13 protein-coding genes are annotated in these 13,069 nt (G+C 36.9%); 1 reads left to right on the top strand and 12 read right to left on the bottom strand.

Going from position 1 to position 13,069, the window contains the following annotated elements; genetic code table 11:
• Complete coding sequence (locus tag J1905_RS05275) at positions 1 to 957, top strand: protein NO VEIN domain-containing protein (RefSeq protein WP_214226185.1); 957 nt, start codon at positions 1 to 3, stop codon at positions 955 to 957.
• 6 nt (positions 958 to 963) lie between these two features.
• On the opposite strand, the gene J1905_RS05270 is transcribed toward J1905_RS05275, so the two are convergent.
• The 12 genes from J1905_RS05270 to J1905_RS05215 all read right to left on the bottom strand — a co-directional run bounded on the left by J1905_RS05270 (position 964) and on the right by J1905_RS05215 (position 13,063).
• Positions 964 to 1,872, bottom strand: a complete 909-nt coding sequence (locus J1905_RS05270) for a DUF4231 domain-containing protein (RefSeq protein ID WP_214226184.1) — start codon at positions 1,870 to 1,872, stop codon at positions 964 to 966.
• Complete coding sequence (locus J1905_RS05265) at positions 1,869 to 2,273, bottom strand: TIR domain-containing protein (protein ID WP_214226183.1); 405 nt, start codon at positions 2,271 to 2,273, stop codon at positions 1,869 to 1,871. The genes J1905_RS05270 and J1905_RS05265 overlap by 4 nt, the downstream gene beginning before the upstream one ends.
• On the bottom strand, positions 2,273 to 3,493 hold the full coding sequence (locus J1905_RS05260) for a tetratricopeptide repeat-containing protein (protein ID WP_214226182.1): 1,221 nt from the start codon (positions 3,491 to 3,493) through the stop codon (positions 2,273 to 2,275). Before J1905_RS05260 ends, J1905_RS05265 begins: the two co-directional genes overlap by 1 nt.
• 7 nt (positions 3,494 to 3,500) lie before the next feature.
• Positions 3,501 to 4,088 (bottom strand): TIR domain-containing protein, encoded by a 588-nt coding sequence (locus tag J1905_RS05255; protein ID WP_214226181.1) that lies wholly within the window; start codon positions 4,086 to 4,088, stop codon positions 3,501 to 3,503.
• Positions 4,089 to 4,097: 9 nt separating this feature from the next.
• Positions 4,098 to 4,631 carry a toll/interleukin-1 receptor domain-containing protein gene (locus J1905_RS05250; protein ID WP_214226180.1) on the bottom strand — a complete coding sequence of 178 codons (534 nt, stop codon included), beginning with the start codon at positions 4,629 to 4,631 and terminating at the stop codon, positions 4,098 to 4,100.
• 164 nt (positions 4,632 to 4,795) lie between these two features.
• Positions 4,796 to 4,948, bottom strand: coding sequence for a hypothetical protein (locus J1905_RS05245; protein ID WP_214226179.1), 153 nt, complete (start codon positions 4,946 to 4,948; stop codon positions 4,796 to 4,798).
• Positions 4,949 to 5,196: 248 nt separating this feature from the next.
• Positions 5,197 to 5,997, bottom strand: a complete 801-nt coding sequence (locus J1905_RS05240) for an endonuclease/exonuclease/phosphatase family protein (protein WP_214226178.1) — start codon at positions 5,995 to 5,997, stop codon at positions 5,197 to 5,199.
• Between the two features lie 17 nt (positions 5,998 to 6,014).
• Positions 6,015 to 6,662 carry an OmpA family protein gene (locus tag J1905_RS05235; RefSeq protein ID WP_214226177.1) on the bottom strand — a complete coding sequence of 216 codons (648 nt, stop codon included), beginning with the start codon at positions 6,660 to 6,662 and terminating at the stop codon, positions 6,015 to 6,017.
• Positions 6,663 to 6,676: 14 nt separating this feature from the next.
• Complete coding sequence (locus J1905_RS05230) at positions 6,677 to 7,327, bottom strand: TerD family protein (RefSeq protein WP_214226176.1); 651 nt, start codon at positions 7,325 to 7,327, stop codon at positions 6,677 to 6,679.
• A 15-nt stretch (positions 7,328 to 7,342) separates the two neighbouring features.
• Entirely contained in the window at positions 7,343 to 7,909 is a 567-nt protein-coding gene (locus J1905_RS05225) for a TerD family protein (RefSeq protein WP_214226175.1), read from the bottom strand.
• 2 nt (positions 7,910 to 7,911) lie between these two features.
• Positions 7,912 to 9,174 carry a hypothetical protein gene (locus tag J1905_RS05220; RefSeq protein ID WP_214226174.1) on the bottom strand — a complete coding sequence of 421 codons (1,263 nt, stop codon included), beginning with the start codon at positions 9,172 to 9,174 and terminating at the stop codon, positions 7,912 to 7,914.
• 4 nt (positions 9,175 to 9,178) lie between these two features.
• On the bottom strand, positions 9,179 to 13,063 hold the full coding sequence (locus J1905_RS05215; protein ID WP_214226173.1) for a hypothetical protein: 3,885 nt from the start codon (positions 13,061 to 13,063) through the stop codon (positions 9,179 to 9,181).
• Between the last annotated feature and the right edge of the window lie 6 nt (positions 13,064 to 13,069).

Here is a 13,069-nt window from a genome sequence, read left to right as displayed (position 1 = left end):
ATGGCTCTTGATAATTATAGAATTTTAGTCGAAAACGAGATATCAGCGTGGGATGATGAAACTGGTGTAAGGTATCATTTTCCAAAAAACAGATACTTCAATCGGTTAAAAACGGGTATGAAATTCGTTTATTACAAAGGCAGAACAAAAACCAGTAAGCCACAATATTTCGGCTACGGTGAGATCGCTAACATTTACCCAGATCCAGAAAGTCAAAGTGACTATTATGCTGATATCACAAATTATATTGCATTCGAAAGGCCATTAGATTTTAAGCGAAATGGTGAATACTTAGAGGATGTTTTAATATCAAATCATTTCAGGCAAAACTCTGTTAGACCAATTAGTGAGGAGAAATTCTATAGAATATTAGAGCTGGCACAGTTAAATTTAAAAAGAACAGGAAGTCCAGAGCAACCAGTTATTGTCACAGAACTCCCTGCAATTGGGGATGTAAGTATAAGCATGGCTTCTACTTCTTTGATAAAAACTACTACCCCAAAATCTAAAGAACCAACTAATGGATCTTCACAGAACTTCTATAATCCTTTAAAATCAACTAAGCATGGTAATCAAGGTGAATTACTAGTTCTTAAACACCTCAGAGCTACCCTAAGTGAAACAGAGGCTAATACCTTAAGGCATCATGCTAAGGAAAACGAAAAGGACGGCTACGATATTTCTTATACAGATTTGAATGATAAGAAGATCTATATTGAGGTTAAAGCGACAAGCGCTCCCTCCTTCCCTAGTTTTATTATCACTATTAATGAATTATTAGCTGCTGAAAGATATGGTGTTGCATATCAGATTTATTTAGTAAATAAAGTGACATCTAAAGATGTCAGTATTCAAATTATTGAAAATATAGCTGGGTTGTTAAAAAAAGGAGATTTTATTAGAACAGCGATGAGCTTTAAGATTGAAAATATCACTAAATTATATATCATAAAATAGTACGATCTACGATTTATTATCTAAGTATTCGGAATTACCTCTACGTGCGAGCCACATTGTGTGTTCTCTAGATATTGCCAACTCTGCTTCTGAAACGAACTCATTAAGTTCTTCATCATTTTGTATTGCCCCAAATCTTGCTCTAATGAAGAGCAATTCAGATTTTGTTAAAGAATACGATTGATAAAGATCCTTGTGTTTATTTAATTCTAACAAGGTAATTGTCGCAGTGGAGAGAAAAATCATTATCTCTGCTAAATTTAAAATTTTTAGATACTCATAAAAAAAGAAAAGATACACTGCTGCTAATAACTGAAAAATGACTAAAAGTGCACCATAAACATCTGCATAGCGCTTGTTAAGGACACTTTTCTTCTGATACCAATTGATTTGATTTTGTATTCTTTCTCTCGAATAAATATCTTTACGTTCTAAATAATTCAACCTGCGAATATCTTTCATTTTTTGAGTAACGATTTCTTGATGTATATCGTTAGATTTGGGAATAAAATGTTCCTTTTGGGCTTCATTCATTATGTCTTGAAATCTTAAGGAAAGCTCATTGATGTCTAAACTTTCATCCGAATTATTAAACGGTTCAGATTTCATAATAAAACGCCAAGTTAATGTCCTAACAGATTCACTAACTGCGCGACCAACATACCAATTTCTTTCTGGTTTGAGCCAAAACATCAGTGTCGAGCCGATAGCTGTTAGTAATAATAAACCTGCACTAATCTTATTTGGAAGATTTGAGTAGATATTAAACATACCTGAAGCGCTATTATAAAACGTAGTAATAAAAAGCAATATCAATATGGCATAGGTAATCCTTTTATATATTCGCTGAGCTGTCAATGACGATCTATCACTATCCAGATAACATGAGGGAAAATCTACTTCTTCAATTTTCATAATGAATGGGTCCTAATTGCTTTTACTATGCTTTCTGTATTCCACCTAACAATTTCTTCCGCATAATTTTGCACGATTTTAGATACTCTTTCTTGTCCATATGGTGCAATTCCAACGATTGGAATATTATTGTTGAAGGCAGTTAGTAATTCCCAATTCATCCAGTCGCTGTGTGTCGCATAGACCCCAGCTATACCTAATACAATATGTGATGAGATAATCTTTTTCTTTAATACTCGCTTTATATATGGTGCGTGAAGTGAATTAATAGGAATATCAGCCGTAGCCTCCAAGAACTCAACATTAAAGTATCCTCTTGTATTAAGAAGATTTCTTAACCTTATAAGGTCATCATGATATGTCCATGAGTGACTGATAAATATTTTAAAATTTGTTGCCATTATAAATCATTTAATTCCATAAGCTCTTTTTTTGTGGATTCAAAAGTTTTAATCTCCCAGTTTAACGGATTTTCATTTATAAACTTTTGTTCATATTCATTTGCTTTAGACAAGTCCCCAAGAGCTAGATAGCAATTAGAAAGTGTAGCGGATCTCCACTTAACTTCTTCTAATTCTTCTTCAGGTACAGACAATAAAGACAAAACAATATTTATTACATCTTTCCTAGTTCTTTTTGCCTCAATTTTGTAGTAAGTTTTTATCTCTAGATCAGCCTCCTTAAGCGCTCTTTGTTCTAAACAATTTGAATAATTTTCACCAGTATAATAATCACTAAAAAGACTCCAACCCTTTTTATATGTCTCTATTGCGATATTTAAGAACTCAATGTTTCGTGTCTCTTTCCATAGATTTTTATTAATTGCACCCGCAATTCCTAGTGATTCCGCGTCATTAAAAGGTTTCAATTTTTCAATAATTGTTAAAGCCGTGGTCAAAGCGACCAATTTATTAGGCACATTACTTTTATAAGTGCAGAGTGCGTATTGTTGGACAAAAAACGAGTCATTTTCAACCATCTCTCCTAATCGTTTCCATTTCAGAGCTGCATCAACGAAGTTATCTTTAGCCATCATTTCTTTTGCGTTCTCCATTAGTGAATAGATAGAGTCTTCTCTTTCACGTAATTCACCTATAATTTCATCAAAATCTTCCTTGGCTAATGTAGGTTGTACCACTTTTGGTATAAAAGAATAGAGAGGACTATCTATCAAAGGGCTACTTGTTACTGTACTAATTAAATTTTTCAACTCTCTAATGCACCTTTTTGCTTCCAGGGTGGATATTTCACTCCCTAAATGTCTATAGCTCAATGTTCTGCTATGATTAATATCAAAAGGATTAATATCTTCTTCCTCTTTAATTATAATTGTGGAGTATGGGCGTACAGCATGTCTAACACCAAGCTCATATAGGGCATTAGGATTATAGGTTGTAATATCAGCAATAACTAATTCGGCATTAATCAGTAATGCAAACATACTACGGTCGATTATACCACTGTCTGAAATCTCATCGGCCCTAACGCAATTGTAATTGCAAGCTATTACCGAAGGCTTTATTATTTTTTTGTATGTTTCATCTAAATCTATTGTTCTGTTCGAAATGGGGTCTTTTTTCTTACCAAATCCCATTATTACAAAACATATTTTTTTTGACATCAGAATACTATTTAGGATAAACTTTAATTTTTTCGACAATAGAATGGTCTCTTTTTGCAAACGCAATTTCAATGTATTGTTCTGGATTAAGAACGAAGTCCCTCCATTTTACCAATACACAGTATCTATCGTCTTCAGAATGACTACATTTATTATTAGGAATATAATAATTATATGAAAACTCCTTTATTACAGTAGTATCATTAATATTAACAGTATTGTGTGAGCTATTACAATTGGAGCATGTATAAGTCCCTTTATAGATGACTTCCTCCATCCCAGGCAACACTACACCTAGTATACCGTTAATGGTATTGCCGTCACCGTGATATAGTGACGCCTGCAATTCCCTTTTTATATAACGCTGTTCATAATCACCTCTGTTTTGTGCTCCATAAGAGCCAATTAGATGTATAGTTACAGTAGAGTCAGAAAGATGGTCTTCTCTGATCTTTCTCATTATATGATTTTCATCATGAGAGTTTATCGCATAATCTAAAGACTTATCAATCATATCGATTTTCAAATCTTCTTGTATAATTCGTTTGTATTCTCTATCCTCAGTTTTAAAGGATATAAAGCATTTTCTCTTCATTTCTTTTGATTAGGACCTTAACCAGTCAATTAACTTAACAGTACTACCATTGGGATAAGTAATAAACCAATCATTATGGTCAGCGACACTAAAAACATATTTACTAGAGACCTGACCGTATATTTTACCATACTCTTGATCTCCAAATGAATTAGAATCATTAGTTAAAGGTAAAATGGCTACATTAGTATAGTTCACAATACGATCACCAAGCCCCAGCTCCCAAGGCATCCACTTTGACTTGCTACTATTCGGAGTGGCAAGACAGAGAAATTTTGTACAATTACTTATATGGGTCCTCAGTTTAACAGCAACTGATTCAGAGGTATTATCCTCCAAAGTCTGATCCAAGTAATCTACATAAATAGAAACTCCTAATCCTGTCAAAAATGCCACAATTGATTGGACCCACTCACGGTCCTCTCTTCTATATGAGAGGAAAACACGTTTACCACCATAAGAACTATTACCATAACTAAGATTCACTGCTTCAGACTTATTAAAAGTCTGCTGTCGTAGGTTCCCGAAGGTTAAAAAAGCCATGTTTTTTTATTTGGTTTGATATTGAATAATTCTAAGATTATATTACTTATGCTGATAACAGTATCCGCCCCCTTTAACCATGCGTTTGCATTGAGCTCCTTTTTTAGTGGTCCCCTTACATTGAGAGCTAGCTGATGTAGTACTTTTAGGTTTCGGTTTAGAAATTAATGTATTGGAAGATGACGACTTAGGGGAGCATACGCCACAACTCCCTCCAGAATTACAATGACCGCAGTAATTGCAAGAACTACATGCCCTGCAATTATCAGCACCTCTACAAGTTGCCACATATCCATAACCAATAGTTTTCTCAGCAAATGCTGAAATATTAGTAAAAGAAAGCATGCTGCAAAACAGCATCAATAATAAAAGATTTTTCATGATGGAGTAGCGTTAAAAAATCTATTTGCATCCCTACGATACAAATACAATATCTGGTTAACTCAAATATTACCAATTTACCTCAGAAAAACAACAATTAACTCAAAATAGTTACACATCAACTAAAACGCAAGTATTATAATATCAAATCTTCTCATTCTTGCCTTAAAACAAAAAATATCTGCTATTTTATTTCAGCAAAAATCGGGATATGATCAGAGATCAGACGAGCAGCTCTTAGACTAGGAAACGACCGATAGAACTCAACAAGGCCACTTCTTACAATGCTAATAAAACTTGAATTGTAATAAAAGTTATCAAATTCTGAAGCAAGGCAACCTTGTTGAATACATTTCTGCCGTAACGTAGTTTTTTGACCAACTAAAACCGACCTGTATCCCATTTTTCTTAACGGATTAAAAACAGTGTGGGATTGTGGAAGATTGAAATCCCCACAAAATATTAGATTATCATTTGAATAAAGTCCTGGAAAAAATTTAAAATATTTTATTTCTGACTCTGGATGCTTAGCTTTTGTGATGGAATGATAATTCACTATGGTAAATATCTTGTCTTTTGATTTAAATCTGCAAAAGAAAGGCTCTCTATCAATTTCCTGAGCATAATGCAACGACAACCAGGATTCACCTATTTTTTTGACTTTACTCGTTTTCCATAAGAAAGCATACCTTTCAGCGCTTCCAGTAAAACCCGATGTAGGATTGCTGATAACGTAATCCCACTTGCTATCCATACGATTCAATTCATCAGCAAGCCTCGCCACTGCTTGAGGACCGCCAGGACCTGCCACCACTTCTTGCAAAGCCACAACATCAAATATCATGATGGTTTTAGCAATAAATTGAATTTCAGAATTACTCTTTGACTTTCCAAAGTCTTTTAAGTTCCATGAACAAATAGAAATATTTTGTCCGAGACAGTTGACCGATATAAAGCATAGAATAAGAAAAATATATTTCTTCATGATATTTACAATAGTAATTATTTGATATCAATTTCTACCCGTCTATTCTTTTTTCTCCCGGCTGCTGTCTGATTTGAGGCAATTGGGTTTTCTATACCTTTCCCCAGCGCCTTTATACGGTCCTCTTTTACATTTTTAGATAGCAGATAATCTTTAAAAGCATCAGCTCGGGCTTGCGAAATAGATTGGTTTATTGCTAGTGATCCCTCACTGCTTGCATAGCCACGAATTTCTAATGATGATTCTGGATTAGTAGAAAGGGCCAATAAAATATCATCTACAGCTGATTGATTGATAGTATCAAATGTGATAGCTCCACTTGAAAATGAAACTGGTATTTTATTTTTTATTGGTACTACATTTGAAATTTCATTAGATGTGATTGCCTTATTATTTTGAGTGGCTGCTGGCGTAATTTTAACGGAATCAGTTGACTGCGCTCCCTGGATGGATGAGGAAGCATTATCCAGCTTCGGCTTATTGTTAAAGAATAGGTACCAACTGCCAACGGCAACGATTAAAAACCCAATTACAATATATACCAAAGTCTTGGTCTTTCCGGTAGTAGCATCTGATTCCACACCAGGAGTATCACTTTTTGAAAGATTAAATTTTGAATTAGCTGATTCGTCGGAACCGTCGCTTTTATTTAAATTGAATGCCATGATCATATTTTTTATTAGGTGTACATATCTACCAGAGTTTGCAAACTTCCCGTATGCGCTCTTCCCATTGCCTCAAATTCCCAACTATCACCAACTCTAAACAGCCTACCGAACTCTACAGCATCTTCGTTGGTGTAGTGGTCTTTTAAATCGTACCTCATGATTTCCTCTCCGTTGAGCTGATTGACAATTCTGATGTAACAATCGTCAACCTGACCAAAATTGAGGTCTAGCGTTCTCCGGTCTTTCTTGTTATCATGGGGGTATTTGCAAATTGTACAGCAAATAATAATCTGTTCAACTTTTGGGTTAACCTTTGTTAGATCGATAAGCATATCTTCATCATCTTCTCCGTCACTCCTGGTTCCGTCAGGATCGTCGATAGCTCCGATGATAGACTGGTCATCAGTGATAGGTCTGTCCAAATGTGTTTCGACAGTATCCTTGATACAATTCCCCATTCTTACCTGCCCATAAAATACGAAGTAAGAATCCGAAGGAATTTTAAAGCTGCTGTTGATTGCGAACGCAGAAACGTCAAGATCAAAATCAGGGCCATTGGGCTGATCATTTGGGTCCCACCCCATACCAATTTTTACTACAGATAGACCAGGTGCGGCCTTCGACAGAGAAAATCTGTCTCCTTTAGATAAGTTAAAACTCATTTCTTTATGATTTAGTTATTGATATAATTCGACTAATGTTTCCAGCCCGCCGGTAAACGCCTGACCCAAAGCTTCAACATCCCAATCGCCATTATTCTTTGAAACAGCAGCGAACACCAAGGAATCCTCATTCGTAAAACTCTCGTCTAGTTTGTATTGGCAAACAATTGAGTTGTCAGCAGAATTTCTGATATTGATATAGGAGTTTTTTACATGACCAAAATGATGTCCCCGCTCTTCCGATTGATCGATGGTAACAGTGAAATAAAGAAACTCTACACGTACATCAATCTTTGCGAGATCAATCTTTATAATCTCATCATCTCCTTCAGCTTCTCCGCCTCTGGAATCGCCTGGATAAAATGCTGAACCATCAGGACTTTCTGTATTGTTATAAAAAACAAAAAATTCATCTGCGATCAACTTTCCATTGGCGTTTAACATAAATAAAGAGATATCCAGATCAACTGAATGTCCGTTGACAACGGCAGGGTCCCAGCCGAGTCCTGCAACAAAGCCCTTGATTCCGGGTGTTTCTTTTGCCAGTGATACTGGTTTTTTCTTTTGTAATTGTATAGCCATTTCTATTGGTTTTTCTTGGGTGGTAACGGTGGTAGTTTAATACTTTTTGTAGGCGCCTGAATGTTTATTTTAGGTTCTGGCAATTTTGGTTTTACAGCTACCACCTCTTTTGCAAGTTCTTTCTTTTGCGGAAGTGGTGGTAAGCCCGGTTTAGTCACTACTGATGGAGCTGCTGGAATTTTAAGACGAACAGCAGTATCGGAAAGATCGATCTGAGAAAAAATATACTTCATCGTATCTTTTAAATGAGCCTGTTCAACGGTCTTAACCTTAGGATACTTTTTTAACAGCTTGTCCAAAAAGTATGTGGTATTTAGCTCTTCGCTACCAAGAATAATCGTTACGTCATCTGTACTTACACTATTTGTTTTGAGGAGATCATCTATTGCAGAATAGATAACCATGTCATTGGAATAGTATTTAAGGCGCTCGTTTAAATTTCTGGTGGTGATTCTGAACCAATATTTATTTCCGTCCGTTAATTCTGCTTCTCCTGTAATGATGGGTATTTCTCGGTCAAGCAAAACTTTACAAAAAGGAAGCAGTACTGCCAGTTCCCTAGTGTTGTCTATGCTTAAAAAAGGATTCAAATTGACGATATATTCGAGGATCATCTCCGCTAGTATTTTAACCCGCGCATCAGCGCCATAACCATCCAATTGAATGCGGGCCGGGTAATCACTAAATCCATTTTTATACAGCTGCATAAAAAGTTTATTATCTATACTCGTTAGTAATAAAATAGAACTCTCCTTTCTAATAATACCGGCGGCTGTTAAGACGGTAAAAAAAGCGGCTGTAAAATCCTCTCTTTTTACGTTGTAATAACCTGCTTCGGTAAAAAGGGCTTCAACTAATACCTTTTCCTTGTCTTCAATGTCTGTATCAAATAGAAACCTCAATGGAAAATGACGGTACGACTCAATAGAATCACTTTTATATAAAACAGTGTTAATGAAATGTGATAAGAATTGTTCAACACCATGATAGAAAAGCTGCTTGACAGGCTTTTTATTTCCATAGATATTGAAATGCTTACTGGGATCTTTTATAATCTCAAAATAGTTACCAAAAGCATTGGGGTCATTTTTATAAAATCTTTCTTTTGCCAAATTGCCGAAGAAAAAATCATTTCCATGAACATAAAAGTACAGGGGTATGCTATTCGTATCCCGAATAGTCAGGGGTGCATAAGGACTTCCCTCTGTTTTATACCAGAAAGAAACGATCCGTTTGGAAACTTTTATGAGGACACAGTAACTCATTGATCTATGGTTTTTGAATTCCTCTTAGTAAGTGCTTCTCAAAAAATTTCATTCCCTCAAGAATGATGATTGGTGCGACAAAATCAAACTCCTTTTTGTCCTCATGTTTTCTTTTTTGAGCCTTGATAAAGCCCGGGTCCCCTTTGATGTAATTTTCAATATTCATATCCAGAAAACCAGCCATGAATTCCCCTGGATTCATTTTTAACCCAAACATAGAGGAAGACACCCTATAAAAAAGATCAGCAAAATCCATGAACCTTGGGCAGTGAGGTTTGCCTTCTGGTGGAAGACAGATAAAATGGTTCCCTACATGTTCCAGCATTTCAGCTGTGATTGAATTTGTGGATTCCAGATACTTGAATGTTCCCTCCGGAGTGACAATGCAGAAATTGTCCTCTCCCAATATTTCAATTGCCTGCTTATTGGTAGGAACCAGAATGCTGGTGATATTCGTTGGAATGGCCAATCCTTTGGACACCTCATATTTAACATCTGAATTGTCTGTCCCTCTTTGGGAATTGATATCGATCACCTTTAACGGGCTGGTTGATATCGGCCGTATCGTGGTCTGTGCAACAGACATTCCCCCCATTCCTCTGATAAACATGTCTGTATAGTACTGTTCAGCTGAATTTGCATTGACTGCTGTAAACCAGTCAAATATTCGGGCACCTTTACCCGCAAAAGCTATTTTAATTTTTGGAGGTAAAGCTTTAACAGAATCTGGAGCATCGTCAGATCTGACAATCTCAGTTCTCAGTTTATAAGCAAGCTGACCAGCATAGAACATAATCAAACCGGTAACGTAAAGGTTGACACTCATCATCTCTTTACAGTCGGCTGCGATCAAGAGATAAAAAGTCTCGAAATCAGCAGCCTCCAACCGGTCAACCACTTGTTCAAAGTAATAAGGAGCCGTGTTTTCTGAATATTTGTTAGTGCCACTGTTTAACCCCTGAATGGAGATCTTCTTTATCTCGCAAATTCTTAATAAGACATTTTTGAAGTTGGGCGAGTACTTCGTTGCTTGTGCAACCCGCTCAGCAGCAAATCTGATGGAGTTTTGCTTTATCATTGCTTTACCTTTCTCCATGTGACATAAAGCAGTGATATCTGTGGTACTTCCTCCGATATCAAAACACAAGACCAGCTCACCGGGATTAATGGCATACCCGCCATTTGGTCGCACCAGATAATTGGCAACTGCGCAAGCTTCTGACAAAGACTCTTCGTTGCTTAGCGTTTTGAAATTGAAACTAATAGGTCCGGTCTCTGAGGCGATGTTTATCGTATTTTTTTGCGGTTGAGGAGTAGTTTGATTTGGAATACTGGTTGGGCTATTTCCCCAACCACTCTCGTCAACTGAACCCCAGCTTTCTTCGGCAACGACTACCGGTGCAGCTCCCCATCCTGTTGAAGTTTCTACCGCACCCCAGGCACTCTCCGATGTAGTGTCTCCGATATCTGATAAATCTGAGGGCGGATAGGTTTTAAGTTTGACATTGCTGACGATTGGCGAGATGTCTCTTAGCGAATCCCAGATCGCCCTGTATTCACTCAGCAGTTCTTTACCCATTGATGAAGGGTAAGACCATTTCAGTGTCTTTGGCTCATGGTTTTCTATAAAAAGCTGTGCGTATACATGCAGTAGTAGCGAGCTCAAATAAGCTGTCTTGTAGCTTTTATCGATGGCCTGAGTAGACCATTTCATATTGTAAACAAGCTCGGCGCGGCCAACTCTGCTGTAGCCTAAAATGTACCGGTCATTCTCTGCATTTTCAATGGGTAGATTCTTTTCAAAACACGGGAACCCTCCTTTTACTGCCTGTGCCATCAATGATTCGGTCAGCAGATGATCATCGTTGACAACCCGCCTGGAGTCGTGTACAGTCAGTACCGATTTAATTGAGTTGGTTAAGATTTCATCGTTTTGAAAAAAGAATATCTCATCTTCAACTGCCGGGCGTACATCGTTATTCTTCAGATCACTCCCAAGTAATGAAACGCGTTTATTTGTTAATTTCAGACTATCACAAACCTCATTTCTATAATCGGAGAAATAGGCTATTGATGAATTCGTACTGCCGAAATCAACTCCCAAAAATGCCGGATATAAAGTTTTGGGAGAGTTTAGCATATTGACAGGCAAATCCTGAGTGTTGCCGGAACCATCATATCTGATGATCCCAAATCCGCAATCTATTCCGGCATGTGCGAATTTGATCCCTTTAAAAGGCTGATTGCTTTCGTAAATCTCGTACTTATATTTGTTGTCAGAGACTGCGTTATTAGAAGAGATATGTAATTTTGATTTGATATCGCCATATTTAGGATCAATTTTAGCCGCTTTTCCATTCTCTCCCAAGTAGAGCGGAATACCCTTTTCATCCAATGCAATTCTGAAAAAGTCGTCCTTAACATTTCCGACAAAAGGAGTAGCCTGAAATTTGGCATCATTGTGTGGAATCTCTGAATAAAGGAAATACCGGTTCCATTGTTTGGAAATGAAATTGGGCCAGGTGAGGATGTCCTTACCGGCAATGGATTCATTGGTAACCCGGTAGACTACCTGTTTGACTATCTCGTTGCCGCTTTCTGTATAGAGACTTAAATTGACAATGAGACGTTCTCCGTCTTTATCATTTGGATCGTATAATCCCGTAATGCGTGATTTAACGTTTGATATCGTGGAAATACCGACCAATGCATCTAAGGTCGCGCCAAATACATTAAGTGCAAGTGGCGTTAATGGCAAAGTAAAATAGGCGTAACTATTAGGTTGCCCTTTAGTTTCAGCGGCTAACAATAAAATCGGCTTATTTTTGAGGTAATTCTTAGTCTCTATTCCTTCTTTCCCAAAATCAATTTGAGCGATCTCGGTCGTATCCGGAAGCAGCAGATCTTTCGGATCAAATACAATTGAACCATCTCTGGATTCACTATAGATGATTCCCTCGGAGCCAAACAGTTCGGTAGAATAGTTGAACAGCAAACCAAATGGATAATTAAAAACAGATCCGATTTCAGGAGGTGACTGGTTATCCAGTTTAGGATATCCCTTCTCTTCCTGATATTTCTGCATGTCTTTTAGCCAGCTTTCAATAGTCCCGGAGATATTACCATACTTAGGGGTTATAAACTCTTCTACCCCGTCAAAATTCCTTCTGAAGCTTTCAATATTATTTAAGATATGCTTCGCATAACCATACAAATTGAACAATTCCTGAGGCGTAAGATCTGACTTTAAAGGGTCAATAAATTTACCGGTCTTTACATTTACAAATGGCAGTTTGTCTTTGATCAAATAAGAAGCAGAGGTAAACAGAAAACTATCGGGAGATGTTCCCCCAATTACTACCCCTTTAAAAGAAATAACATCTATAAATGGTATTTTATCTGTGTTATTTGCTAGCGACTGATCGCACCACAGTGGTTCTCTTTCAAACAGCATATTACCAAATGCACCTGTTGGCTCATAAATATTTGCGGTATCCATGGCTTTTTTACCATCTGAATATGCCAGGTGAATCCTGTTGACTTCAATGTCTTTATAGTTTAAGGCAATGCAGCTGATAAAGCCCTTCCATTCGCTGATCAAAGACTTATAAAAAAGCATTAAGCCCGAAACTTCTGCTTCTTTATCTTGAATGTTATCCAAGGCATTTTTAAACAAATTTGCCCTTGCAAATACTGAAGGGACACCAGATACAATTGTCCCGATGTTAGCAGCGGAATCTCCATGCTGATCCACAGCAATTTCCGGTATTAAAATATGCTTGGTAAAAACTTCAAGTTGAGGAATTTTGTCCCATGCAAACTCCACTCCATTTGGTTCCGTTTTGGGATGAACTTTAATCGCAAGGGCTTTTATTTTTTTATCAGACATCTTCCT

Origin of the sequence: Pedobacter sp. B4-66 (assembly GCF_018492665.1) — a bacterium.
Classification (GTDB): domain Bacteria; phylum Bacteroidota; class Bacteroidia; order Sphingobacteriales; family Sphingobacteriaceae; genus Pedobacter.
The sequence above is the reverse complement of the archived record's forward strand: the minus strand, read 5'-3'. Positions and strand labels throughout refer to the sequence as shown.